Raw genomic sequence first — 25,692 nt, forward strand, 5'->3', positions numbered from 1 at the left:
TTACCCGCCCAGGTTTTGCCGTTATAAGGTGCGCAAATGGCCCACCGTAGCCTGGAGTGAAACAGATGAGCACCGGTAAAGAAGACCTAGAGCTCGATGAAGACTTCGTCGCAGAAGATGCGGACGATGCAGAAGCACCTGTCGAAGTTGCCAAGACCAACCTGACCAAGCGCCGCATCATCGATAACTTCCTCGAAGAGCGCCGCCTGCACAAGCAGCTGGCCGAATACGACTTCGACCTGTAACGCCAAAGCCCCGCCCTTGCAGCGGGGCTTTTTGTTTATGGGCCGCCCGCCCTAACCGGCGGCTGGCCGCCCCCGCAGCGATTACTCGAGGCCGTACTGCGGCGAACGCGGCCCGTGCAGGATGCCGTTCACACGGCCGGCGGAAAGCAGCTGACCACTGGCCATGCCGGCCACCGGGTAGGTGGCATCGGTCAGGGTGTTCATCACCTGCTTCACCGCCGCGGTGATCAACATCCCCACCAGACCGCCGCTGTTGTTGCTGTTCTGGTCGGTGGCGAACGCCGAACCGCTCCACAGCAGCTTGCCGGTACGCAGGTCGACCAGATTGGCCTTGGCCTCGACCTTCACCGAGCTGTCGATCAGGGTGTAGGTGGAGCCGTACTGCACCACCGTGACGTACAGCGCAGGAACGCTTAGGACGGGGATAAAACAAAGCGGTGCGACGATATCGCATCGCCATCTTCCAGGCACCAGACGCCCACGCAGAAACGGGACGTTTTGCCGAAACGATACGGCCTTCCCTGTTCCGTCTGGGTGCGTACGCGGGTGGGTGGCGAGGATGGCGATTGCGCTGGGAATGCGCTGTAGGAACGCTCTGAAAATCAGCATGCGGCTTCCTGCCCGGCAAACGGGTCGTTCGCTCGTGCAGAAATGCAGTGCCCGAAAACACCACAGCCCTCACGAGGAGGGCTGTGGAGACAAACGGCAGAGCGCTGTTACAGGAGCTTGCGGCCCTTGCCGGCGGCAATGCGCAGGCGCAGGGCGTTGAGCTTGATGAAGCCCGCCGCGTCGGCCTGGTTGTAGGCGCCGCCGTCTTCTTCGAAGGTCGCGATGTTGGCGTCGAACAGCGAGTCGTCGGACTTGCGACCCACGACAACGACGTTGCCCTTGTACAGCTTCAGGCGAACCACACCGTTCACGTTGGCCTGGGAAGCGTCGATCATCTGTTGCAGCATCAGACGCTCAGGGCTCCACCAGAAGCCGTTGTAGATCAGGCTGGCGTACTTGGGCATCAGGTCGTCTTTCAGGTGCGCGACTTCGCGGTCCAGGGTGATCGACTCGATGGCGCGGTGGGCGCGCAGCATGATGGTGCCGCCGGGGGTCTCGTAGCAGCCACGGGACTTCATGCCGACGTAACGGTTCTCGACGATGTCCAGGCGACCGATGCCGTTCTCGCCGCCGATGCGGTTCAGTTCGGCCAGCACGGTGGCCGGGGTCATTTCCTTGCCGTCGATGGCGACGATGTCACCGGCGCGGTAGGTCAGCTCGATGTAGGTCGGGGTGTTCGGTGCGGCTTCCGGGGACTTGGTCCAGCGCCACATGTCTTCTTCGTGCTCGGTCCAAGTGTCTTCCAGCACGCCGCCTTCATAGGAGATGTGCAGCAGGTTGGCGTCCATGGAGTACGGCGACTTCTTCTTGCCGTGGCGCTCGATCGGGATGGCGTGCTTCTCGGCGTAGTCCATCAGCTTCTCGCGGGACAGCAGGTCCCACTCGCGCCATGGAGCGATCACTTTCACGCCCGGCTTCAGGGCATAGGCGCCCAGTTCGAAACGCACCTGGTCGTTGCCCTTGCCGGTGGCACCATGGGAAATGGCGTCGGCGCCGGTTTCGTTGGCGATTTCGATCAGGCGCTTGGCGATCAGCGGACGGGCGATGGAGGTACCCAGCAGGTACTCGCCTTCGTAGATGGTGTTGGCGCGGAACATCGGGTAGACGAAGTCGCGAACGAACTCTTCGCGCAGGTCGTCGATGTAGATTTCCTTGACGCCCATGGCCTGGGCCTTGGCGCGTGCCGGCTCGACCTCTTCACCCTGGCCGAGGTCTGCGGTGAAGGTCACCACTTCGCAGTTATAGGTGTCTTGCAGCCACTTGAGGATTACCGAGGTGTCCAGGCCACCGGAATATGCCAGGACTACCTTGTTTACGTCGGCCATGCCATCAACTCCACGGGTTGTACGGAAAACCCGTGATTGTACTGACCCTCACGGGCAATTTACAGAGGCGCGACAGCTTCTGACGATGAAGCGACAGCTTCTTTTTGCAGGGATCAGGAGGCTGCCGTCGGCCCGCTTGCGGTCTCGGCGGGAGCGGCAGGTGCTTCCGGCTCCACAGGGGCCTCGGGCACGCGGTCCAGGGTCAGGGTCACACGGCGGTTCTTCGCCCGGTTCGCCGGGCTGTTGTTCGGCACCACCGGGTAGCGTTCGCCATGGAAGCGCAGGGTGATCTGCTCGGCCGGCACACCATTGGCCTTGAGGAACTCCATGACCGCCAGGGCACGACGCCGCGACAGGTCGCGGTTGGTCAGGCGGTTGCCGCTGTTGTCCGAATGGCCGTCGAGCTGGATGCGGTTGACGCTGGGATCGGCCTTGAGAAACGCCAGGATGATTTCCAGCTTGGCCTGGGCCATCGGGTCGAGGTCCACGCCGCCGCCCGGGAAAGCCACCTGGCTTTGCCGCACCTGGTCGAAGTTCACCGGCAGCAGCTTGGCGGTGCAGGCCAGGTAGTCGTTGTAGGCCTTCTGGAACTTCACCGGCAGCAGCCGCACCTCGAGGTTGTCGTTGCCTTGCATCGTGCGGTGCCGCACCAGGGGGCTACGCCCCTCGAGCAACCCGGTCAGCAGCCGCCCGGCCTGTTCCTGGGAGCTGTTGAACAGCACCTCGCCGTTGCCGACGCTGACCACCCCCAGGTTGATGTCGCCCCGGCCCGGCTGCCAGGGCGCCGCCGCGGCGAGCAAGGTGGCCGAGCCGGTCCCGAGCCAACGCTCGCGGGCCTGCAGGCGGAAGGTGGCCTGCTCGCCTGCGCGGCGCACGAACTCGCCGGAGCCGAAATCGGTGATGGGCTGTGCCAACCGGCACTCGAACTGATCCCCGGCGACCTGCCATTCGACTTTTTCCAGGCGCGTCTGGAAGCTGATGCCCCAGGCTGGCAGGCAAACCGGCAAGCTGGCGATCAGGCTTAGAATGACAAAACAAGGCTGGCGCACGGCAAGCTCCACGGGAATAACGGCGTTCCAAGGAGGTATCGGTGGCAAACGGAAAAACTTAAGCCCACCCATCCGCATCCACCCGTCCCCGGCTGATGTCCGGCGTGCCCTGGCAGGGCTTTTCCGGTAGCATTCCCGCCACGTTTCGCCCGCCTGGATACCTCCATGACCAACCGTCTTACCCTGCTGCGTCCCGACGACTGGCACATTCACCTGCGCGACGGCGCGGTGCTGCCGCACACCGTTGCCGACGTGGCGCGCACCTTCGCCCGCGCCATCATCATGCCGAACCTGGTGCCGCCGGTGCGCAATGCCGCCGAAGCCGGTGCCTACCGCGAGCGCATCCTGGCTGCCCGCCCGGCCGGCAGCCGCTTCGAGCCGCTGATGGTGCTGTACCTCACCGACCGTACCAGTGCCGAAGACATCCGCGCCGCCAAGGCCAGCGGTTTCGTGCACGCGGCCAAGATGTACCCGGCCGGCGCGACCACCAACTCGGACTCGGGCGTCACCAGCCTGGACAACATCACCGGCGCCCTGGAAGCCCTGGCCGAGGTTGGCATGCCGCTGCTGGTCCATGGCGAGGTCACCCGGGGTGACGTGGACGTCTTCGACCGCGAGAAGATCTTCATCGACGAGCACATGCGTCGTCTGGTCGAGCGTTTCCCGACGCTGAAAGTGGTGTTCGAACACATCACCACCGGCGATGCCGCCCAGTTCGTCAAGGAGGCGCCGAGCAACGTCGCCGCCACCATCACCGCCCAGCACCTCCTGTACAACCGCAACCACATGCTGGTCGGCGGCATCCGTCCGCACTTCTATTGCCTGCCGATCCTCAAGCGCAACACGCACCAAGTGGCACTGCTCGACGCGGCCACCAGCGGCAGCCCCAAGTTCTTCCTCGGCACCGACTCGGCGCCTCACGCCCAGCATGCCAAGGAAGCAGCCTGCGGCTGTGCCGGCTGCTACACCGCCTACGCCGCCATCGAGCTGTACGCCGAAGCCTTCGAGCAGCGTAACGCGCTGGACAAGCTGGAAGCCTTCGCCAGCCACTACGGCCCGGACTTCTACGGCCTGCCGCGCAACACCGACACCATCACCCTGGTACGCGAAGACTGGACGGCCCCGGCCAGCCTGCCCTTCGGCGAACAGACCGTCATCCCGTTGCGCGCCGGTGAAACCCTGCGCTGGCGCCTGCAGGAGGACAACGCGTGAGCGAAGACCTGTACGACGACGAACTCGATGGCGCCGCCCCCAGTGGCCCGCGCCACCCGATGGCCGCTCGCTTCCGCGGCTACCTGCCAGTGGTCGTGGACGTGGAGACCGGTGGCTTCAACAGCGCCACCGACGCCCTGCTGGAAATCGCCGCGACCACCATCGGCATGGACGAAGGTGGCTTCCTCTATCCGGACCACACGCACTTCTTCCGCATCGAGCCGTTCGAAGGCGCCAACATCGAACAGGCGGCGCTGGAGTTCACCGGGATCAAGCTGGACCACCCGCTGCGCATGGCCGTCACCGAAGAGCACGCCCTGGGCGAAATCTTCCGTGGCCTGCGCAAATCGCTGAAAGCCAACAGCTGCAAGCGCGCGATCCTGGTCGGGCATAACAGCAGCTTCGACCTCGGCTTCCTGAACGCGGCCGTGGCGCGCACCGGCATCAAGCGCAACCCCTTCCACCCGTTCTCCAGCTTCGACACCGCCACCCTGGCCGGCCTGGCCTACGGGCAAACGGTGCTGGCTAAGGCGTGTCAGGCCGCCGGCATCGAGTTCGATGGCCGCGAAGCCCACTCGGCCCGCTACGACACCGAGAAGACCGCCGAGCTGTTCTGCGGCATCGTCAACCGCTGGAAGGAAATGGGCGGCTGGATGGAGTTCGACGACTGAGTCGTTGCCCCCGGGCCTTCAGCGCCTGGGGACCGCTTTCACCGGCCCTGCGCGCCCTCGCCGCGCAGGGTCATCACGGCACTCGCCACACTGGCCACGACCTTGCCGTCGTCGCGGGTGATCTCGCACAGATAATGACTGATGGTCCTGCCCCGATGGGTCGGCCGCGCCTGTGCGCGCAAGCGGGTCTGCCAGACGGGCCGCAGGAAGGTCGCCTTGAGGTCGATGCTGGTGAACGTCTCGCCGGCCTCCATCAACGTCGAATGCGCCGTGCCGATCGTCGCATCCGCCAGCTCGCAGAGCAGCCCACCGTGCACCGTCCCCTGCTGGTTGCCATGCTGCGCGGGGTCGGCATCCAGTTCGATGACCGCCATCGCCTCGCCGATCTCGACCAGGCGAAAACCAAGCAGGCGGGAAATGGCCGTGGGGTAATGCATGTGGGTGACCTCGCCGGCGCCGAGTTCTCCGGTCAATTGCCGCTGGAGGTAGGTCAGTACGGGCAGGTAGCGTGAGGTATCGGGCATGGCGGCTCTCCTTCTATTACGCGCCGCCAGGCCAGAGCCGGGTGCCACGCGGTAGGTTCCGAGCCGCAGGCTAGTCCCGTAGAGTAGGACAATCAAAGAATTGTCATAGGTACGCCCATGACCGCTTCCCCCGCCACACGCCTGGCCGAACGGCTTGCCGACGACATCCGCAGCGGCCGCCTGCCGCCCGGTACGCTACTGCCCACGCATCGCCAGCTCGCGGCTCAGCATGGCGTCGCGCTGGCCACCGCCAGCAAGGTGTACGCCCAGCTCAAGGCCATGGGCCTGGTGGTCGGGGAAACCGGGCGCGGCACCTTCGTCCGGGACCGGCCGCTGCAGCGCGAGTGGGACAGCGCCGACGAGGCGCGCCTCAGCAGTGAAACCATCGACCTGTCGTTCAACCACCCCAGCCAGCCGGGCCAGGCGGACATGCTGCGCAGCTTGTTGCGCGAGCTGTCCACCTCGGGCGACCTGGCAGCCCTCCTGCACCAGCAACCGCCCGGCGGACGGCGCCATGAACGCCAGATCGTCGCGGACTTTCTCGCTCGCCACCGGGGCATCGAGGTGCAAGGCGAACAAATCCTCCTGGTCAACGGCGCCCAGCACGGGCTCGATATCGCCGTCAGGACGCTGCTCGGCCCGGGCGACCAGCTCGCCGTCGATGCCCTCACTTACCCCGGCCTGAAAATGATCGCCAGCGCCCAAGGGTTGACGCTCAGGCCGGTGTCCGGACTGCAGGACGGACCGGATATGCAGGCCCTCGACCACCTCTGCCGCGAACGCCGAGTGCGGGCGATCTATTGCATGCCGACGCTGCACAATCCGCTGGGCTGGGTGCTGAGCGATCGTCAGCGCCAGGCCATCGTCGAGATCGCCCGGCGCCACGACTGCTTTCTTATCGAAGACGCCGCCTATGCCTACCTGGCCGAAGGCGCGCCGCCCGCCCTGGTCACGCGGGCGCCAGAGCGCACGCTGTACGTCTCCAGCCTGTCCAAGAGCGTGGCCACCGGCCTGCGCTTCGGCTATCTGGTGGTTCCCGAAGCCCTGATGGGCCGGGTCAGAAGCCAACTGCGCGCCAATCACTGGAGCCTGCCCAGTTTGATCACCGCCATGGGCACGCGCTGGATCGCCGACGGCACGGTGGCCCGCCTGGAAGCGGCGCACCGGGAAGAAGCTGGGCTCCGGCAGGCCATCGCCCGGCAGGTGTTCGCGGGCATGCCCCTGATCGCCAACCCGTGCGCGCTGTTCGTGTGGCTGCCGTTGCCCGACGAGCTGCGCATGGACCGCATCGCCACGGCGCTGGCCGAACACAACATCGCGGTGTCCAAGGCCGAAGCCTATGCCACTACAACGCACGCGCCCCATGCCCTGCGCCTCGGCCTGAGTTCCGTGCCACTGGAGCAGCTCGAAGCCGTGCTGCGCCGGGTGCGCAATGCGATCGAGCGGTTTCCGATCTAGCGCTTCGGCACGTGTCCAGCGGTATGACAGCAGCATGTCGGTCACCCCGCCGAACGACCGTTCATCCCTCCGGCGCGCCACGTTCTCAATCGATCTTTGACAAGCATTCTCATTAACATTAGTATCCGACGCATCGAATCACTGCCCAGCGATGAGTTCAGCTTATGTATGTCTGCCTCTGCGAAGGTGTCACTGACGGTCAGATCCGCGATGCAATCTACGAAGGTTGCTGCAGCTACCGTGATGTCCGCGAGACCCTCGGCGTAGCCAGCCAATGTGGCAAATGTGCGTGCCTGGCCAAACAGGTCGTACGTGAAACGCTCAGCGAAGTTCAGAGCAGTCAGGCCGCCATGGCCTACCCTGGAAATTTTGTTGCCGCCTGATTTTTCACGGCGTTAAAGAACCGGACTTAATGTCCGGTTTTTTTATGCCTTGAATTCAATTAGTTAGCGACATAACGCAGAACTTAAACATTCGTATTTATATTTATTTTAGCTTATATATCAAACACTTATGTTTGACAGCCCGCTTACTTGGGACGAGAATTCCCGACTATATCAACTTCACCCCCCCCAAGGCAGGCGTAAAAAATGAAAGGCGACAAGAAAGTCATCCAGCATCTGAACAAGATCCTCGGTAACGAGCTGGTCGCAATCAACCAGTACTTCCTGCACGCGCGCATGTACGAAGATTGGGGCCTGAAGAAACTCGGCGAGCACGAGTACCACGAGTCCATCGACGAGATGAAGCATGCGGACAAGCTGATCAAGCGCATCCTCTTCCTCGAAGGCCTGCCCAACCTGCAGGACCTCGGCAAGATCCTGATCGGTGAGAACACCCAGGAAATGCTCGAGTGTGACCTGAAGATCGAGCACAAGGCCCACGCCGACCTGAAAGCCGCCATCGCCTACTGCGAAAGCATTGGTGACTACGCCAGCCGCGAACTGCTCGAAGACATCCTCTGTTCCGAAGAAGACCACATCGACTGGCTGGAAACCCAACTCAGCCTGATTCAATCCATCGGTCTGCAGAACTACCTGCAATCGCAAATGGACGAATAACCCTCGTTCATCGAGAGAAATAAAAAGGGAGCCAGCAGGCTCCCTTTTTTATTGCGCATCCATAAATCCACAGGCCATAAAAAACCCCGCCAAAGCGGGGTTTTCAGGACCGAAGAACGACTCAGGCGTCGGTCTTCTGTACGGCGCCCTTGATCAGGGTCTGCAGTTCACCCTTTTCGAACATCTCGACAAGGATGTCGCTGCCGCCGACCAGTTCGCCACCGACCCACAGTTGCGGGAAGGTCGGCCAGTTGGCGTATTTCGGCAGGTTCGCACGGATTTCCGGGTTTTGCAGGATGTCGACGTACGCGAACTTCTCGCCACAGGCCATCACCACCTGCGCCGCCTTGGAGGAAAAGCCGCACTGCGGAGCATTCGGCGAGCCTTTCATGTACAGCAGAACGGTGTTGTTGGCGATCTGCTCTTTGATGGTTTCGATGATATCCATTGGGCACCTCAGGACTGAACTTCCCGACTCACGGGTCGGCACGGTGGCGGCATTGTAACGAAAAGCCGAGCGCAATGCTCGGCCTCCCCGCTCAACGATGCCTTGCCGCTCAGGCCGCCTCGACCTCCACCGGCACGCCATTGAGGGCGGCATTGCCGGACAGGCTGTCGAGCTGCCGCTCGTCGGTCAGGTCGTTGGCGCTGGCCCCCGGCTGCTCGCTGGCGATCGCCATCTGCACGCCTGGCCGCGCATGGCCCCAGCCATGGGGCAGGCTGACCACGCCGGCCATCATTTCGTCGCTGGCGGCCACCTCGACCTCGATCACCCCGACCCGGGAGCGCACCCGCACCCGCTGCCCGTCCGCCAGACCACGCCGGTCGAGATCCGCCGGGTTCATCAGCAACTGATGGCGCGGCTTGCCCTTCACCAGGCGGTGGTAGTTGTGCATCCAGGAGTTGTTGCTGCGCACATGGCGGCGACCGATCAGCAGCAGCTCATCGCCCTTCGGTACCGGCTGCGCAGCAAAGCGCTGCAGGTCCGCCAGCAGCACCGCCGGCGCCGCCTCGACCGCCTTGCTGGCGGTTTTCAGGCGCGCCGCCAGGTTGGGCTTGAGCGCCCCCAGGTCCAGGCCATGGGGATGCTCGCGCACCGCCGCCAGGGTCAGCTTGCGCTCGGAACGGTCGCCATAGGGGCCGAAACGCAGCCCCATGTCGATCATCTGGTCAGGGGCCATGGTCGGCTTCAATTCCGCACCGGTGCGGGCGGCGAACGCCTTGGCCAGGCCTACGAAAATCTCCCAGTCGTGCAGCGCGCCCCTGGGCTTGGCCAACACGGCTTCGTTGAAACGGGTAACGTTGCGCACCGCGAACAGGTTGAAGGTGGTGTCGTAGTGATCGTGCTCCAGCGGCGCGGTGGGCGGCAGGATCAGGTCGGCGTAGCGCGTGGTTTCATTGATATAGAAATCGATGCTGAGCATGAACTCCAGGCCATCGAGTGCCTGCTCCAACTGCCGCCCATTCGGCGTCGACAGCACCGGGTTGCCGGCCACTGTCACCAGCGCCCTGACCTGCCCTTCGCCTTCGGTGAGCATCTCCTCGGCCAGCGCTGCCACCGGCAGCTCACCGCCGTATTCCGGCAGGCCGGAGACCCGACTCTGCCAGCGATTGAAATGCCCGCCCGACGTCGAGGCCACCAGGTCGACCGCCGGCTCGGTGCACAGCACCCCACCCTCACGGTCGAGGTTGCCGGTCACCAGGTTGATCAGTTGCACCAGCCATTGGCAGAGCGTGCCAAACGCCTGGGTGGACACCCCCATCCGGCCGTAGCACACGGCTTTGTCGGCCGCTGCGAAATCCCGAGCCAACTGGCGGATGGTCTCCGCGGGCACGCCACAGCGGGCGCTCATGGCCTCGGCGGTAAAGCCGGCGACCGCCTCGCGCACACTGTCCAGCCCTTCCACAGGCAGGTGGCCGGTACGGGTCAGGCCCTCGTCGAACAGGGTGGTCAGCACGCCGAACAGCAGCGCGGCGTCCTGCCCGGGACGCACGAAGATGTGCTGGTCGGCGATCGCCGCGGTTTCGCTGCGCCGTGGGTCGACCACGACCAAACGCCCACCCCGCGCCTTGATCGCCTTCAACCGCTTCTCCACATCCGGCACGGTCATGATGCTGCCGTTGGACGCCAGCGGGTTGCCGCCGAGGATCAGCATGAAGTCGGTGTGGTCGATGTCCGGGATCGGAATCAGCAGGCCGTGGCCGTACATCAGGTGGCTGGTGAGGTGATGGGGCAACTGGTCGACCGACGTCGCGGAATAGCGGTTGCGGGTCTTCAGTTGGCCGAGGAAGTAGTTGCTGTGGGTGATCAGCCCGTAGTTATGCACACTGGGGTTGCCCTGGTAGACCGCCACGGCGTTCTGCCCGTGACGCGCCTGGATACCGCTGAGGCGCTCGGCCACCAGCGCGAAGGCTTCATCCCACTCGATGGCCTGCCATTCGTTACCCACGCGGCGCATGGGCTGGTGCAGGCGGTCGGGATCGTTCTGGATGTCCTGCAGGGCCACGGCCTTGGGGCAGATATGGCCACGGCTGAAGCTGTCCTGGGCATCGCCCTTGATGGAGAGAATTCGGGTACTGCCGTCCGCCTCGGTCTGGGTCTCGATGGTCAGGCCGCAGATGGCTTCGCAGAGATGACAGGCACGGTGATGGAGGGTCTTGGTCATGGCCTAGCCTCATTGTTCTGGGTGCGAGACGACCGGTCGGGTCGCTACAGGCAAGAACTATGGAGGCTGGAGGGGCGCTGCGCCAGCAGCGTTCGTCTCATGAATCGGCCAGCATCATGCCGGCCGATTCAGGCTGTCGCGACGATCTTAACGGATCGAAGTAACGGTGCCTTTGTTGCCGGTCACTTTGACGTTCACGGCTTTGTATACCAGGTAATCCTGCACGTTAACTTCGTAACGCGGAGCGACGATCAGATCGGCACCCGAGGATTTGACAGCTTTGAAAGCAGCTGCGGATTTGGCAGTGGCAACCGGGTCCAGACCCAGAGCGAAACCGCCTTCACCGCCACCGTAAGTCACGCCGTCAGCGAACTGAGTGTCGCCACCGAGTTTGAACACGCCAAACAGGATGTTGACCGATGATTGACCGGTGATGGTCTCGCCCACTTTTACGTCTGCCTTCAGGTTAGTCTTGACGGTACCGTTCAGCGGTGCAGTCGGCTGGCTAACGTTCTGGCTGGCGCAGCCAGTCAGCAGGGCGAGAGTAGAGATAGCGGCGATAGACGCGATGCGTTTCATGCAAAACTCCTTTGCACAACATTTCCATGGATACCCCATTGCGGGGGCAATGCATTGCCTCGAAAAGGCGCCGGCATCCTAAGACCCGCATTCTAGACAGGCAAGCGAAGATTTAAGTTTTGTGACATCTCGCACGACGAGAGAAGAAAAAGGCTTACAAACCGCCTACTTAAGCGGTCCGAGCGGACAATTTGCGCCCAGTCGTCATTTGCTTATAAGATCGCGCCTTCCCCGTTTCGTCGCACTGTGCGGCTTCTAGCCGCAGGTTCCGCCGTTTTTCCGTAAAAGCTGGCCGTCGAACCTGCGAGTTGTTGTGAAAAAGGTAGTTAACGATGAGCGCAAGACACTTTCTCTCGCTGATGGACTGCACACCGGACGAACTGGTGAGCCTGATCCGCCGCGGCATGGAGCTGAAGGACTTGCGCAACCGCGGCGTCCTGTTCGAACCCTTGAAGAACCGTGTGCTGGGCATGATCTTCGAGAAGGCCTCGACCCGTACCCGCCTGTCGTTCGAAGCCGGCATGATCCAGCTCGGCGGCCAGGCCATCTTCCTGTCGCCACGCGACACCCAGCTGGGCCGTGGCGAGCCGATCGGCGATGCCGCCATCGTCATGTCGCGCATGCTCGACGCGGTGATGATCCGCACCTTCGCCCACAGCACCCTCACCGAGTTCGCCGCCAACTCACGCGTCCCGGTGATCAACGGCCTGTCCGATGACCTGCACCCCTGCCAGCTGCTGGCCGACATGCAGACCTACCACGAACACCGTGGCAGCATCGTGGGCAAGACCGTGGCCTGGATCGGCGACGGCAACAACATGTGCAACTCCTATATAGAAGCCGCGCAGCAATTCGACTTCCAGCTGCGCGTCGCCTGCCCGGAAGGCTACGAGCCGAATGCCGCGTTCCTGGCCCAGGCCGGTGACCGCGTGACGATCTTCCGTGACCCGCGCGAAGCCGTGGCGGGCGCCCACCTGGTCAGTACCGACGTCTGGGCCTCCATGGGCCAGGAAGAGGAAATCGCCGAGCGCCTCAAGCTGTTCGCGCCCTACCAGGTCAACCGCGCCCTGCTCGATGCCGCCGCCGACAACGTGCTGTTCCTGCACTGCCTGCCGGCCCACCGTGGCGAAGAAATCAGCGAAGACCTGCTCGACGACCCGCGTTCCGTCGCCTGGGACCAGGCCGAGAACCGCCTGCACGCGCAGAAAGCCCTGCTGGAATTCCTGGTCGAGCCGGCCTACCACCACGCATGAGCGCCCCCCTGCTGCTGAGCCTGCGCGACCTGGCCTGTGGTTACCAGGAACACCGGGTGGTGCAGAACCTCAGCTTGCACCTGAATGCCGGCGACATCGGCTGCCTGCTCGGCCCTTCCGGCTGCGGCAAGACCACCACCCTGCGCGCCATCGCCGGTTTCGAGCCGGTGGTAGAAGGTGAAATCCAGCTCGAAGGCGAGGTCATTTCCCGTGCCGGCTTCACCCTGGCCCCGGAGAAACGCCGCATCGGCATGGTGTTCCAGGACTACGCGCTGTTTCCGCACCTGAGCGTGGCCGAGAACATCGCCTTCGGCATCCGCAAGCAGCCGGACTGCGAGACCGTCACCCAGGAACTGCTGGAACTGGTCAAGCTCGACCAGCTGGGCAAACGCTACCCCCACGAGCTGTCCGGCGGGCAACAACAACGGGTGGCACTGGCCCGGGCGCTGGCACCGGAACCGCGCCTGCTGCTGCTCGACGAACCCTTCTCCAACCTCGACGGCGAGCTGCGCCGGCGCCTGAGCCAGGAAGTCCGCGACATCCTCAAGGCCCGGGGCACCAGCGCCATCCTGGTGACCCACGACCAGGAAGAAGCCTTCGCCGTCAGCGATCATGTCGGCGTGTTCAACCGCGGCCACCTGGAGCAGTGGGACACGCCCTACAACCTCTACCACGAGCCGCTGACGCCTTTCGTGGCGAGCTTCATCGGGCAGGGCTATTTCATTCGCGGGCAGTTGCTCAGCGCCGATACGGTGCAGACCGAGCTCGGCGTGATCCGCGGCAACCGCGCCTACACCTGGCCGACCGGCAGCGCGGTGGACGTGCTGCTGCGCCCCGACGATATCGTGCATGACCCCGAGAGCCCGCTGAAGGCGACCATCGTCGGCAAGACCTTCCTGGGCGCGGCGACCCTGTACCGCCTGCAACTGCCCACCGGCAGTCAGCTGGAGTCGATCTTCCCCAGCCACGCCGACCACCAGCCCGGCCAGCAGGTCGGCATCCGCGTGGCCGCCGACCACCTGGTGGCCTTCGCCGCACCGGGCAGCGTCGCGGCCCACACCAGCCTGCCGGAATCCGGCGTGCGCCGTTACAGCAGTAACTGAGCCGCCCGGCGCCTCGCCTTACACCCCTGCGATCTGCAAGCGCCCGCTGGCAACCAGCACCGCCTGGCCGGCGATCTTCACCCGCTCGCCGTCCAGCGTGCAGTGCAGTTCACCGCCCCGGGCGGAGCACTGGAAAGCGCTCAGCTCACGCTTGCCCAGGCGCTCAGCCCAGTAGGGTGTCAGGGCGCAGTGGGTCGAGCCGGTCACCGGGTCTTCGTCGATGCCGATACCGGGGGCGAAGTAACGCGAGACAAAGTCATGCCGCTCCCCCGGGGCACTGACGATCACGCCCAGCCCCGGCAGCCTGGCCAGCGCCGGCAGGTCCGGCTGACAAGCACGCACCGCCGCCTCGGAGGGCAGCACCGCCAGCAGCTCCGCGGTCTCCCAGAGTTCCAGCACCGGCGTGCCGAGGATGCGTTCCACCTCCTGGCGATGCGCGCTCGGCTTCGGCGAACTCGCCGGGAAATCCAGCACCAGGCGCTCGCCATCTCGGGTCACCCGCAGCGCACCGGACTTGCAGGTGAAATCGATGGCGTCGCCCGGCTCCCCGTAACAGTTGAACAACACGAAAGCACTGGCCAACGTCGCATGGCCGCACAGCGGTACCTCGGCGGCCGGGGTGAACCAGCGGATGTGCCAGGCTGCGCCTTCCTTCACCAGAAACGCGGTTTCGGCCAGGTTGTGCTCGGCGGCGATGCGCTGCATCAGGCTGTCGTCGAGCCAGCGCTCCAGGCGGTAGACCATGGCCGGGTTGCCGGCGAACGGGCGGTCACTGAACGCATCGACCTGGTGAAATTCAAGGGCCATGACGGGGATTCCTTCCTCGGTGAATGATGGACCTGGGAGCATGCCCGCGGCACCGGCACCCGTCACGCACAGACGCTCGCTATTCCAGCGGAACAGTCCGCCCTAGGGCGCCAGGGAGACGCCGTAGCGCTGCATGATCCGCTCGTAGCGCCCGTCCTCCTGGAACCGCCGCAAGCCGTCCTGGTAGAGCGTCAGGTAGCGCGCACTGGAGGCCCGCACCGGGGAAAACGCCAGGTAGATCGGCGAGCGGACCTGCAGGCAGCCGACCTGCACCAGCTGGCGCGCCTCGCCGGAGCGGGCGCGGAACGCCTCCATCACCCAGCGGTTTTCCAGCGTGACGTCGACACGCCCGTGCAGCACCTTGTCGACGTTGATGGCCAGGGCATGGTCGCCAGACACCAGCTGCACGCGCTGCTGCCGGGCGTGGTGGGCACGGATGTAATTGTCGAGCTCCTCGCTGTAGGCATAGCCGTTGATCGCGCCCAGGGTCACGGCGCTCAGCGAGTCCACGCCCTGGTAGCGCCAGGCCCGTTCAGGCCGGGCATAGAAGCAGCTCTGGGAAATACCGGTGGGGGTTTCGCCGAAGAGAAAATCCGGGGCGTCCCGCACGCCGGCGCCGATCACCGCATCGATGCGGCCCGAGCGGGTTTCGTGCAGGGCGCGCGCCCAGTTGAGGGTCCGGTATTCGACGCGGATGCCGTGCTCGGCGAAGATCTGCTCGGCCAGTTCGACGAAGATGCCGCGCTGCTCGGCGGCGGCCGAACAATTGATCGGGCACCAGATATCGGCGGCGATGACCAGCGTCTCGGCCCGCGCAACGGCCGCCCCGAGAAACCCACTGACCAGCAGCCCGACAAGGGCGGCGCCCGCGCGACGAATCACTGCCTGCATCCCTTCATCCTGGCGGGCGTCTAGCCTTCGCTGCGCACCCGTTTCACCGCATCCAGCCAGCCGCTGTAGAGCTTGTCGCGGTGCGCATCATCCATGTTCGCGTCGAAGCGCTGCTGGCGGTGCCAGTGGCCGGCGATGGCCTCCAGGTCGCTGTACAGCCCGGCCTGCAGGCCCGCCAGGTAGGCCACGCCCAGGGCCGTGGTTTCGGTTACCTTGGGCCGCTCCACGGTGACGCCGAGGATGTCCGCCAGGAACTGCATGACCCAGTTGTTCTCGACCATGCCGCCGTCGACACGCAGCGCGTGGGGCGCGGCGGCACCGTCATGGCGCATGGCTTCCAGCAGGTCGCGGGTCTGGTAGCACACCGACTGCAGGCCCGCCGTCACGATTTCCTTGATCCCGGTGTCGCGGGTCAGGCCGAAGATCGCACCGCGCGCCTTCGGGTCCCAGTACGGCGCGCCCAGCCCGGTGAAGGCCGGCACCAGGTACACGCCACAGGCGTCGCCGGCCTCGATGGCCAGCGCCTCGCTGTCCCGGGCATGGCTGATCAGCTTGATGCCGTCGCGCAGCCACTGCACCGCGGCGCCGGCCACGAAGATGCTGCCTTCCACCGCGTAGGTGACCTTGCCGTTCAGGCGATAGCCCACGGTGGTCAGCAGGCGGTTCTTCGAGGCCACCGGCGTGTCGCCGGTGTTCTGGATCATGAAGCAGCCGGTGCCGTAGGTGCTCTTCACCATGCCCGGGGTGAAGCACGCCTGGCCCACCAGCGCCGCCTGCTGGTCGCCGGCCATGCCCAGCACCGGCAGCGGCGCCCCGAACAGCTCGCCCAGGGTGGTGCCGAAGTCCGCCGCGCAGTCGAGCACCTCCGGCAGCATGCCGGCAGGGATGTCGAACAGCTCCAGCAGGTCAGCGTCCCATTGCTGGGTGTGGATATTGAACAGCAGCGTGCGCGAAGCGTTGGTGGCATCGGTCTTGTGCGAGGCCCCGCCGGTCAGGTGCCAGAGCAGGAAGCTGTCCACGGTGCCGAAGCGCAGCTCGCCGCGCTCGGCCCGCTCACGGGCGCCCGGCACGTTCTGCAGGACCCAGCGCAGCTTGGTGCCGGAAAAATACGGGTCGATCAGCAAACCGGTCTTGGCCGTGACCAGGGCCTCATGGCCAGCAGCCTTGAGGTCGGCGCAGTAGTCGGCGGTGCGCCGGTCCTGCCAGACGATGGCGCGGTAGATCGGCTCGCCAGTGGCCGCGTCCCACACCAGGGTGGTCTCGCGCTGGTTGGTGATGCCGATGGCGACGATGTCGCTGGCCGTCAGCCCGCCCTTCTGCAACGCGTCGCGGCACACCTGCAGGGTGCTGTGCCAGAGGTCCATGCCCTCATGCTCGACCCAGCCGTCCTGAGGAAAATGCTGCTTGAACTCCTGCTGGGCCGACGCCACCGGCAAGCCCTCGTGGCTGAAGACGATGGCGCGGGAGCTGGTGGTGCCTTGGTCGATCGCGAGCAGGAACTGGGACATGCAGGTTTTCCTTGTTGTTATGGCATCGGCCGGCGCGCCGCGCACACCGGGATCGCGTGATTCACTCGCGGCCTATCTCCGCGAACTGGGCCTGGGTGTGCTGCGCCAGCGTGTCCGCCGCCAGTTCCACCTCCAGCCCGCGCCTGCCGGCGCTGACATACAGGGTCGAGTACTGCCGGGCCGTCGCATCGATGAAGGTCCGCAGGCGTTTCTTCTGCCCCAGCGGGCTGATGCCGCCGAGCAGGTAACCGGTGGCACGCTGCGCCGCAGCCGGGTCGGCCATGTCGGCCTTCTTCACCCCGGCGGCCTGGGCCAGCGCCTTGAGGTCGAGGCTGCCGGCCACCGGCACCACCGCCACCAGCAACTCGCCCTTTTCGCTGGCGGCGAGCAGGGTCTTGAACACCCGTGCCGGCTCCAGACCGAGCTTTTCCGCAGCCTCCAGGCCATAGGACGGCGCCTTGGGGTCATGCTGGTAACTGTGCACCCGGTGCTCGGCCCGGGCTTTTTTCAACAGATCGATGGCAGGCGTCATGTTCGAATGTGAAAATACTCTGACAAAGTTCGAGTACCTTAGGGGCTGTTCGCGTTGCAGCGCAAGCCGTGCGCAAGCGGCAAACGGTCCTGACTGAAAATTTCGTGGGCGACGCCCTATAATGCGCCTCAAAAAGGAAGCCGCCATGAGCCTGGCACCCCGCCAACACGAGATCCTCAACCTGGCCCGCGAACGCGGCTACGTCAGTATCGACGAACTGGCCCAGGCCTTCGCGGTCACCCCGCAGACCATCCGCCGCGATATCAACCAGCTCGCCGAACACGGCCTGCTGCGGCGCACCCACGGCGGTGCCGCCGCCGAAGCCTCCAGCACCCAGAACACCGCCTACGCCATGCGCGCCGGGCAGATGCGCGACGAGAAGCAGCGCATCGCCGAGGCCATCGCCAGCCACATTCCCGACCACGCCTCGCTGTTCATCGCCATCGGCACCACCACCGAGGCCATCGCCCGCGCCCTGCAGAACCACAAGGGCCTGAAGATCATTACCAACAACCTGCATGTCGCCGCCCAGCTCAGCGACAAGACCGACTTCGAAATCCTCGTCGCCGGCGGCACCGTGCGCAGCGACGGTGGCGTGGTGGGCCAGGCCACGGTGGATTTCATCCAGCAGTTCAAGGTGGACTTCGCCCTGCTCGGCATCAGCGGTATCGACGAAGACGGCAGCCTGCTCGACTTCGACTACCAGGAAGTGCGCGTGTCGCAGGCGATCATCGACAACGCCCGCCAGGTGTTCCTCGCCGCCGACTCCAGCAAGTTCGGGCGCAATGCCGTGGTGCGCCTGGGCTCGATCACCCTGGTCGACCACGTGTTCACCGACGCCGCGCCCTCGCCGGCCATCGCCCGCCTGCTGACCGAGCACAAGATCCACCTCGACCTGGTCTGAGCCTCCGCTTCACACGGATTGCCACTCGGCGCGAAAACGCGCGCCGGGGTGGCGAAGTCGCGTCTGCTGGACTAGGATGTTCGAAAACGAACACCACAAGGTTCAATTTCGATTCCAGGTACCGCCCATGCCCAATCGCCTCGCCCCAGCAGCACCCCTTGCGGAAGTCTATGACCTGGCCGTCGTTGGCGGCGGCATCAATGGTGTCGGGATTGCAGCCGATGCAGCGGGACGCGGGCTGTCCGTTTTCCTTTGCGAAAAAGACGACCTGGCGCAGCACACCTCCTCGGCCAGCAGCAAGCTGATCCACGGTGGCCTGCGTTACCTGGAACATTACGAATTCCGCCTGGTCCGCGAAGCCCTTGCCGAGCGCGAAGTGCTGCTGGCCAAGGCGCCGCACATCGTCAAACCCATGCGTTTCATCCTGCCGCACCGGCCGCACCTGCGCCCGGCCTGGATGATCCGTATCGGCCTGTTCCTCTACGACCACCTGGGCAAGCGCGAGAAGCTGCCCGGCTCCCGCGGCGTGCGCTTCGGCGCCGGCAGCCCGTTGAAAGCGGACATGCAGCAGGGCTTTGAATATTCGGATTGCTGGGTCGACGACGCGCGCCTGGTGATCCTCAACGCCATGGCCGCCCGCGAGCGCGGCGCCCACATCCACCCGCGCACGCGCTGCGTCAGCGCCCGGCGCAGCAAGGGCCTGTGGCACATCCACCTGGAGCGCGCCGACGGCAGCCTCTACTCGATCCGCGCCCGTGGCCTGGTCAACGCCGCCGGACCGTGGGTGGCCGGCTTCATCCGCGACGACCTCAAGCAGCATTCGCCCTACGGCATCCGCCTGATCCAGGGCAGCCACATCGTCGTACCGCGCCTGTTCGACGGCGAGCAGGCCTACATCCTGCAGAACGAGGACCGGCGGATCGTCTTCGCCATCCCCTACCTGGAACGCTTCACCCTGATCGGCACCACCGACCGCGAGTACCAGGGCGACCCGGCCCAGGTGAAGATCACCGACCAGGAAACCGACTACCTGCTCGAGGTGGTCAACACCCACTTCAAGCAGCAACTGAGCCGTGCGGACATCCTGCACACCTATGCCGGCGTGCGCCCACTGTGCGACGACGAATCCGACGAGCCCTCGGCCATCACCCGCGACTACACCCTGGCCCTGTCCGGCGTGCCGGGCGAAGCGCCGCTGCTGTCGGTGTTCGGCGGCAAGCTGACCACCTACCGCAAGCTGGCCGAATCGGCCCTGGCGGAGCTGGCACCGTTCTTTCCGAAGATGACCGCACCCTGGACCGCCACCGCGCCCCTGCCCGGCGCGGAAAAACTCGACACCCAGAGCGCCCTGGTCGAAGCCCTGTGCGCCCGCCACGGCTGGCTGCCCACCAGCCTCGCCCGCCGCTGGGCCAGCACCTACGGCAGCCGCACCTGGACCCTTCTGCAGCACGTGGATGACCTCACCGACCTGGGTGAACACCTGGGCGGCGGGCTGTACACCCGGGAAGTCGATTACCTGCGCCAGGAAGAATGGGCCGTGGACAGTGCCGATATCCTCTGGCGCCGCACCAAGCTCGGCCTGTTCATGACGCCCATGCAGCAGGCCCGCCTGACTCAGTACCTGCACGTCGTGTCGCCGCACAGCCCGGAAGATGTCACCGCCGCCTGATTCTGTTCGGCACAAAAAAGCCCCGCTGTTCACACGAGCAGCGGGGCTTTTTGTCGAGGGCGAGCGTTACAGCTGAGCCATGTGCGCGTCGTTACGGTGCGCCTGCAGGTGCGGCAGGACCGCGGCCAGCAACGGCTCCTTGAACGCCTCCTGGAAACGATGGGCCAGGCCGGGAATCAGCTTCAGCTCGCTGCCCTTGATGTGCGCCGCCACGTGCACGCCATGCATCACCGGCAACAATGGATCGGCCGTGCCGTGCACCACCAGGGTCGGCACCTGCAGGCGGTTGAGCAGTTCCACCCGGCTCGGCTCGGCGAGGATCGCCGCCAGCTGACGCTCCACGCCTTCGGGGTTGAATGCCCGGTCGTAGGCGACTTCGGCCTGGTGCAGCAACGCCGCCCGGTCATCGGTCACCGACGGGCTGCCGAGGGCCGCGAGCAGGTCGGCCTGCTGTTCCAAAGCGATCTCGCGGCTTGGCGCTTCACGGCGGGCCAGCAGCGCCAGCAAGGCCGCGCTGGGTGCCGGCAGGCCCTGGGCGCCGGAACTGGTCATCACCAGGGTCAGGCTCTGCACCCGCTGCGGAGCGAGGTCGGCCAGGTGCTGGGCGATCATCCCGCCCATGCTCGCGCCCAGCACGTGAAACTGCTGCACGTTCAGCGCATCCATCAGGCCCAGGGCATCGGTGGCCATGTCCCGCAGGTGATACGGCGCCCGCACCGACAGCCCCAGGCGGTAACGCAGGGCCTCGTACGCCAGGTTGATCGACGGCGCCGCCTCGGCCCAGGTGCTCAGGCCCACGTCGCGGTTATCGAATCGGATCACCCGGAATCCCTGCTCGCACAGGCGCGCCACCACCTCGTCCGGCCAGTGGATCAACTGCCCGCCCAGGCCCATGACCATCAGCAACGCCGGATCGCTTTCGCGACCGACACTCTGGTACGCCAGGCGCACATCGCCCAGCGCCACGGTATGAGTCGGCGCCTGAACGTCACACCGTTCAGCAGCAACAAGAGGCCCGCCACACAGAAGTGCGGCGAGAAGAAAGAACGCACGCATAAAAACACCAGAAACGCAGAACCCCATTGAGCGGCGAGTCTGGTGATATTTCATGATTCGCGCTGCCACAGAACCGTGACAATTTGATGAATATTGCCGAGTGGTCGTTGCCAGAGGCGTCGTTTCACGCCCCGGGCCAACCGCTTCGCCCCGGGGCGGGGCTCCCACAACAGCGCAAGAAACCTCGGCCCACCGATCGTTCTCACGCTCTGCGTGGGCATGCATCCCGGACGCTCCGCGTCCGCTACCACCTCACGCCAACTCGCTGCGCAGCTGACGCGCCGCCGCCACCATGTTGACCAGCGCCGCCTCGGTCTCCGGCCAGCCGCGGGTCTTCAGGCCGCAATCGGGGTTGATCCACAACCGCTCGGCCGGAATACGCTGGGCTGCCTTGCGCATCAGCTTGACCATCTCGGCGCTGTCCGGCACCCGAGGCGAGTGGATGTCGTACACACCCGGGCCTATGTCGTTGGGGTAGGCGAAAGCTTCGAAGGCCTCCAGCAATTCCATGTCCGAACGCGAGGTTTCGATGGTGATGACGTCGGCATCCATCGCCGCGATCGACTCGATCACGTCGTTGAACTCGCTGTAGCACATGTGAGTGTGGATCTGCGTTTCGTCGCGCACCCCGGAGGCGCACAGGCGGAAGGCCTCGGTGGCCCAATCCAGGTACTCAGACCATTGCGCCTTGCGCAGCGGCAGCCCTTCGCGGAACGCCGCCTCGTCGATTTGCACGATCTTGATCCCGGCGGCCTCCAGGTCCTGCACCTCGTCGCGAATGGCCAGGGCCAGTTGTCGCGCCTGCACCTCACGGCTGACGTCCTCGCGGGGGAAGGACCACATCAGCATGGTCACCGGGCCGGTCAGCATGCCCTTCATCACCTGTTTGGTCAGGCCCTGGGCGTAGCGAATCCATTCGACGGTCATTGCCTGCGGGCGGCTCAGGTCGCCAACGATCACCGCCGGTTTCACGCAGCGCGAACCGTAACTCTGCACCCAGCCAAAGCGCGTGAACGCGTAACCGTCCAGTTGCTCGGCGAAGTACTCGACCATGTCGTTGCGCTCGGCCTCGCCGTGCACCAGCACGTCCAGTCCCAGGCGCTCCTGGATCTCCACGGCATGGCGAATTTCGCTGTGCATCGCCTCGGTGTATTCCGCCGCCGACAACTTGCCCTGCTTGAACGACTGGCGCGCCAGGCGGATCGCCGAGGTCTGCGGGAAGGAGCCGATGGTGGTGGTTGGCAGTGCCGGCAGTTGCAGGCGCGCACGCTGTTGTTCGATGCGCGTGGCAAAGGGCGATTGGCGCCGGCTGTCCGCCGGCACCACGGCCGCCAGGCGTGCCTGCACCGCTGGTTTGTGGATGCGTGGCGAACGGCTGCGAGCGGTCTGTACCGCACGGCTGTCGGCCAGTGCCGCCTGCACGTCGGCGGCCTGTGGCTGATCGACGGCCTTGGCCAACACCGCGACCTCGGCGCACTTCTGCACGGCAAAGGCCAGCCAGCTCTTCAGTTCAGCATCCAGCTGGTCTTCACGGCCCAGGTCCATCGGACTGTGCAGCAGCGAGCAGGAAGGTGCCACCCACAGGCGCTCGCCCAGCCGCTCATGGGCATGGCGCAAGACATCGAGGGCTTTTTCCAGGTCGCAGCGCCAGACGTTGCGGCCGTTTACCAGCCCGAGTGACAGCACCTTGTACGCCGGTAGGCGATCGAGAATGGTCGGGTACTGCTCCGGCGTCCGCACCAGGTCGATATGCAGGCCGTCCACCGGCAGGTTGGCCGCCAGGCCGAGGTTGTCTTCCAGGCCGCTGAAATAGGTGGCGATCAGTTTCTTACCCGGCTCGCGCTGCAAGATGTTGTAGGCGCGCTCGAAGGCATTCTTCCAGTCCTGTGGCAGGTCGAGCACCAGGATCGGCTCATCGATCTGCACCCACTCCACGCCCTGCGCAGCCAGGCGCTGGAGAATCTCGCCATAGACCGGCAGCAGGCGGTCGAGCAGTTCCAGCTTGTCGAAGGCATCGCCCTTGGCCTTGCCCAGCCACAGATAAGTCAGCGGGCCGATCAGCACCGGCTTGACGGTGTGCCCCAGGGCGTGGGCTTCCGCGACCTCGTCGAACAGCTGTTCCCAGCTCAGCTGGAAGCGCTGGTCGACGCTGAACTCAGGGACCAGGTAGTGGTAGTTGGTGTCGAACCACTTGGTCATTTCCTGAGCATGGGCACCGCCGCAGCAGCTGCCATGGCTGACGCCACGGGCCATGGCGAACAGTGTGTCGAGGGTCGGCTTGCCACTGTGCGGGCGAAAGCGCTCGGGGATCACGCCAAAGCTCAGCGAGTGGGTCAGCACCTGGTCGTACCAGGCGAAGTCGCCCACCGGCAGCAGCTCGATGCCGGCGTCCTTCTGCAGCTGCCAGTGGGCAGCGCGCAGCTGGCGTCCCACTGCTTGCAGGCCGGCCTCATCCAGCTCGCCTTTCCAGTGCGCCTCGAGGGCCTTTTTCAGTTCGCGATCACGCCCGATGCGCGGAAAACCTAGGGAATGAGAGACAGCCATGTAAATACGCTCCATCAGATAAACAGAATGGGCGCATTCTCGGGGCCGAGCGATCGTGAGACAAACTCAACCTATTCGCTTTCATCTAGAGTTTCACTCATGTAGGCTGCATGAATCATTTTCATGAAGAGCGCCAACCATCTTTCAAACGATTGATGGACGGCTCGCTGCTCTCCCTGCTCCAGAGGCCCGCCATGCTCGAACTTCGCCACCTGAAAACCCTCCATGCCCTGCGCGAAAGCGAAAGCCTGGTGGACGCGGCCGAGCGCCTGCACTTGACCCAGTCGGCCCTGTCGCACCAGTTCAAGGAGCTGGAAGAACGCCTCGGCATGCAGCTGTTCGTGCGCAAGACCAAGCCCGTGCGCTTCACCAGCGCCGGCCTGCGCCTGCTGCAACTGTGCGACGCGGTGCTGCCGCTGCTGCGCAGTGCCGAACGCGACCTCTCGCGCCTGGCCGGCGGCACCGCCGGGCGCCTGCACATGGCCATCGAATGCCACAGCTGCTTCCAGTGGCTGATGCCGACCATCGACCAGTTCCGCGACGCCTGGCCCGAGGTGGAACTGGACCTTGCCTCGGGCTTCTCCTTCGCCCCGCTGCCGGCCCTGGCCCGCGGCGACCTGGACCTGGTGGTGACCTCCGACCCGCTGGAGCTGGCCGGCATCACCTACGTGCCGCTGTTCACCTACGAGGCCATGCTCGCCGTGGCCAACCAGCACCCGCTGGCGAGCAAATCGTCGATCCAGCCCGAAGACCTGGCCAGCGAAACCCTCATCACCTACCCGGTGGAGCGCGATCGCCTGGACATCTTCACCCGCTTCCTCGAACCGGCCGACGTCGAACCGGCCCAGGTCCGCACCTCGGAACTGACCGTGATGATGATGCAGCTGGTGGCCAGCGGGCGCGGCGTGTGCGGGCTGCCCAACTGGGCGCTGCACGAATACAGCTCGCGCGGCTACGTGACCGCCAAGCGCCTGGGCGACAAGGGGCTGTTCGCCACGCTGTATGCCGGCATCCGCACCGACATGCTCGACGCGCCGTTCATGCGCGACTTCCTGCTGACCGCCAAGGACACCTCCTTCGCCAACCTCGAAGGCGTCAGCGTGGCGCGCAGCTGAGCCCACTTATTCGCCGTCCCTTCTACCGCTGGGACGCGGAGCGTCCGGGGATGCATTCCCACGCGGAGCGTGGGAACGATCAAAACCAAAGCACGGCGCGGCAGGACTCGGCGGTCACCGCGCCAGGCCCTACACTGCCGGTCCACTTCACCGAGGCACGGTCGACGATGCGCACGCTCTACCAGTTTCCGATCTCCCACTACTGCGAGAAAACCCGCTGGCACCTCGACCACAAGGGCCTCGACTTCAACGTCGACAACCTCTTCCCCGGCCTGCACCGCCTGAAGAGCAAGCGCCTGGCGGGCATCGTCACCCTGCCGATCCTGCGTGACGGCGACACCGTGATCGGCGACTCCACGCAGATCGCCCTGTACCTCGAAGCCCAGTACCCGGATTCGCCCCTGCTGCCGCAAGACCCGGCGCAACGGGCCGAGGTACTGGAACTGGAAGAGCAGTTCGACCGCCTCGGCGTGCACGTGCGCCGCTGGCTGTACGGCCAGATCAGGCAGTGGGACTCGGTGATGCACGCCATGCTCAAGGTCTACCGGCCACTGTTCGGCCTGCGCGACCTGATGAAGCCGCTGCTGATCGGCGGCGTGCAGCAACTCTACGGCGTCACCCCGCAGCGGGTGGCCAAGTCGCAAAGCGAACTGCTCGACGGCCTGGCGCTGATCGAATCGCGCATCCAGGGCGACCCGTCGCGCTACCTGGTGGGCGAGCGCCTGACCCTGGCCGACATCAGCGCCGCCGCCCTCTTCGCCCCGCTGTTCACCCCACCGGGCACGCCCTGGCACGAGATCAGCGGCCACGACGCCGCGACCCAATCCTTCCTCGACGACCTGCACGCCCACCCCGCCGGGCAATGGGTGCTGCAGCGCTACGCCCAGGACCGCCAGCGACGCGGCGAATGA

The 25,692-nt window shown here is 65.2% G+C and carries 24 protein-coding genes and 1 pseudogene; 12 read left to right on the forward strand and 13 right to left on the reverse strand.

Features of this window, described 5'->3' with window-relative positions:
- Positions 1-65: 65 nt before the first annotated feature.
- Positions 66-245: a hypothetical protein gene (locus N5C28_RS17180; protein ID WP_279824231.1), complete on the forward strand. Its 180-nt coding sequence runs from the start codon at positions 66-68 to the stop codon at positions 243-245.
- Between the two features lie 81 nt (positions 246-326).
- On the opposite strand, the pseudogene N5C28_RS17185 reads toward N5C28_RS17180, so the two are convergent.
- The 3 genes and pseudogenes from N5C28_RS17185 to N5C28_RS17195 form a co-directional block, all read right to left on the reverse strand.
- A pseudogene (locus N5C28_RS17185) lies at positions 327-650 on the reverse strand (GNA1162 family protein); the annotation flags it as partial.
- 311 nt (positions 651-961) lie between these two features.
- Positions 962-2,179 carry an argininosuccinate synthase gene (locus N5C28_RS17190; RefSeq protein ID WP_279824234.1) on the reverse strand — a complete coding sequence of 406 codons (1,218 nt, stop codon included), beginning with the start codon at positions 2,177-2,179 and terminating at the stop codon, positions 962-964.
- Between the two features lie 113 nt (positions 2,180-2,292).
- Complete coding sequence (locus N5C28_RS17195) at positions 2,293-3,228, reverse strand: OmpA family protein (protein WP_279824237.1); 936 nt, start codon at positions 3,226-3,228, stop codon at positions 2,293-2,295.
- Between the two features lie 165 nt (positions 3,229-3,393).
- On the opposite strand from N5C28_RS17195, the gene pyrC reads away from it, so the two are divergent.
- Together pyrC and rnt are read left to right on the forward strand one after the other, a co-directional pair.
- Positions 3,394-4,440 (forward strand): dihydroorotase, encoded by a 1,047-nt coding sequence (pyrC, locus tag N5C28_RS17200; protein ID WP_279824239.1) that lies wholly within the window; start codon positions 3,394-3,396, stop codon positions 4,438-4,440.
- Positions 4,437-5,111, forward strand: a complete 675-nt coding sequence (rnt, locus tag N5C28_RS17205) for a ribonuclease T (RefSeq protein ID WP_279824242.1) — start codon at positions 4,437-4,439, stop codon at positions 5,109-5,111. The genes pyrC and rnt overlap by 4 nt, the downstream gene beginning before the upstream one ends.
- Positions 5,112-5,149: 38 nt before the next feature.
- Here the strand turns inward: rnt and N5C28_RS17210 are convergent, their stop codons facing one another.
- Positions 5,150-5,635 carry a PaaI family thioesterase gene (locus tag N5C28_RS17210; protein WP_279824245.1) on the reverse strand — a complete coding sequence of 162 codons (486 nt, stop codon included), beginning with the start codon at positions 5,633-5,635 and terminating at the stop codon, positions 5,150-5,152.
- A gap of 117 nt (positions 5,636-5,752) precedes the next feature.
- On the opposite strand from N5C28_RS17210, the gene N5C28_RS17215 reads away from it, so the two are divergent.
- From N5C28_RS17215 to bfr, 3 genes are all read left to right on the forward strand, one after another.
- On the forward strand, positions 5,753-7,093 hold the full coding sequence (locus N5C28_RS17215) for a PLP-dependent aminotransferase family protein (RefSeq protein ID WP_279824248.1): 1,341 nt from the start codon (positions 5,753-5,755) through the stop codon (positions 7,091-7,093).
- Between the two features lie 164 nt (positions 7,094-7,257).
- On the forward strand, positions 7,258-7,476 hold the full coding sequence (locus N5C28_RS17220; RefSeq protein ID WP_279824249.1) for a bacterioferritin-associated ferredoxin: 219 nt from the start codon (positions 7,258-7,260) through the stop codon (positions 7,474-7,476).
- Positions 7,477-7,683: 207 nt separating this feature from the next.
- Complete coding sequence (gene bfr / locus N5C28_RS17225; protein ID WP_279824251.1) at positions 7,684-8,154, forward strand: bacterioferritin; 471 nt, start codon at positions 7,684-7,686, stop codon at positions 8,152-8,154.
- Between the two features lie 121 nt (positions 8,155-8,275).
- Here bfr and grxD read toward each other — a convergent pair whose 3' ends face one another.
- From grxD to N5C28_RS17240, 3 genes are all read right to left on the reverse strand, one after another.
- Complete coding sequence (grxD, locus tag N5C28_RS17230) at positions 8,276-8,602, reverse strand: Grx4 family monothiol glutaredoxin (RefSeq protein WP_279824253.1); 327 nt, start codon at positions 8,600-8,602, stop codon at positions 8,276-8,278.
- Positions 8,603-8,711: 109 nt separating this feature from the next.
- Positions 8,712-10,820, reverse strand: coding sequence for a molybdopterin oxidoreductase family protein (locus N5C28_RS17235; RefSeq protein ID WP_279824255.1), 2,109 nt, complete (start codon positions 10,818-10,820; stop codon positions 8,712-8,714).
- Between the two features lie 147 nt (positions 10,821-10,967).
- On the reverse strand, positions 10,968-11,399 hold the full coding sequence (locus tag N5C28_RS17240) for a hypothetical protein (protein WP_279824256.1): 432 nt from the start codon (positions 11,397-11,399) through the stop codon (positions 10,968-10,970).
- A gap of 332 nt (positions 11,400-11,731) precedes the next feature.
- Here N5C28_RS17240 and argF point away from each other — a divergent pair, with 332 nt between their 5' ends.
- Positions 11,732-12,652: an ornithine carbamoyltransferase gene (gene argF, locus N5C28_RS17245; protein WP_279824257.1), complete on the forward strand. Its 921-nt coding sequence runs from the start codon at positions 11,732-11,734 to the stop codon at positions 12,650-12,652.
- Entirely contained in the window at positions 12,649-13,755 is a 1,107-nt protein-coding gene (locus tag N5C28_RS17250) for an ABC transporter ATP-binding protein (protein ID WP_279824259.1), read from the forward strand. Before argF ends, N5C28_RS17250 begins: the two co-directional genes overlap by 4 nt.
- Before the next feature lie 18 nt (positions 13,756-13,773).
- On the opposite strand, the gene N5C28_RS17255 is transcribed toward N5C28_RS17250, so the two are convergent.
- The 4 genes from N5C28_RS17255 to ybaK form a co-directional block, all read right to left on the reverse strand.
- Entirely contained in the window at positions 13,774-14,562 is a 789-nt protein-coding gene (locus N5C28_RS17255) for a PhzF family phenazine biosynthesis protein (RefSeq protein ID WP_279824261.1), read from the reverse strand.
- A gap of 102 nt (positions 14,563-14,664) precedes the next feature.
- Complete coding sequence (locus N5C28_RS17260; RefSeq protein WP_279824262.1) at positions 14,665-15,453, reverse strand: transporter substrate-binding domain-containing protein; 789 nt, start codon at positions 15,451-15,453, stop codon at positions 14,665-14,667.
- A 20-nt stretch (positions 15,454-15,473) separates the two neighbouring features.
- Positions 15,474-16,961, reverse strand: coding sequence for a glycerol kinase GlpK (glpK, locus tag N5C28_RS17265; RefSeq protein WP_279824265.1), 1,488 nt, complete (start codon positions 16,959-16,961; stop codon positions 15,474-15,476).
- A 61-nt stretch (positions 16,962-17,022) separates the two neighbouring features.
- Entirely contained in the window at positions 17,023-17,493 is a 471-nt protein-coding gene (ybaK, locus tag N5C28_RS17270; protein WP_279824267.1) for a Cys-tRNA(Pro) deacylase, read from the reverse strand.
- 145 nt (positions 17,494-17,638) lie between these two features.
- Here ybaK and N5C28_RS17275 point away from each other — a divergent pair, with 145 nt between their 5' ends.
- Both N5C28_RS17275 and glpD read left to right on the forward strand, forming a co-directional pair.
- A complete protein-coding gene (locus N5C28_RS17275) occupies positions 17,639-18,397 on the forward strand; it encodes a DeoR family transcriptional regulator (protein ID WP_279824268.1) in 759 nt (252 codons plus the stop codon).
- Between the two features lie 127 nt (positions 18,398-18,524).
- A complete protein-coding gene (glpD, locus tag N5C28_RS17280; protein ID WP_279824270.1) occupies positions 18,525-20,066 on the forward strand; it encodes a glycerol-3-phosphate dehydrogenase in 1,542 nt (513 codons plus the stop codon).
- 66 nt (positions 20,067-20,132) lie between these two features.
- On the opposite strand, the gene N5C28_RS17285 is transcribed toward glpD, so the two are convergent.
- Together N5C28_RS17285 and metE are read right to left on the reverse strand one after the other, a co-directional pair.
- Positions 20,133-21,122 (reverse strand): alpha/beta hydrolase, encoded by a 990-nt coding sequence (locus N5C28_RS17285; protein WP_279824272.1) that lies wholly within the window; start codon positions 21,120-21,122, stop codon positions 20,133-20,135.
- A gap of 252 nt (positions 21,123-21,374) precedes the next feature.
- On the reverse strand, positions 21,375-23,666 hold the full coding sequence (metE, locus tag N5C28_RS17290) for a 5-methyltetrahydropteroyltriglutamate--homocysteine S-methyltransferase (RefSeq protein WP_279824273.1): 2,292 nt from the start codon (positions 23,664-23,666) through the stop codon (positions 21,375-21,377).
- A gap of 194 nt (positions 23,667-23,860) precedes the next feature.
- Between metE and metR the strand changes: the two genes are divergently transcribed.
- Both metR and N5C28_RS17300 read left to right on the forward strand, forming a co-directional pair.
- Positions 23,861-24,781, forward strand: a complete 921-nt coding sequence (gene metR / locus N5C28_RS17295) for a transcriptional regulator MetR (protein WP_279824276.1) — start codon at positions 23,861-23,863, stop codon at positions 24,779-24,781.
- A 167-nt stretch (positions 24,782-24,948) separates the two neighbouring features.
- Positions 24,949-25,692, forward strand: coding sequence for a glutathione S-transferase family protein (locus tag N5C28_RS17300; RefSeq protein ID WP_279824277.1), 744 nt, complete (start codon positions 24,949-24,951; stop codon positions 25,690-25,692).

It is taken from the genome of Pseudomonas sp. GD03944 (genome assembly GCF_029839275.1).
Taxonomy (GTDB): Bacteria; Pseudomonadota; Gammaproteobacteria; order Pseudomonadales; family Pseudomonadaceae; genus Aquipseudomonas.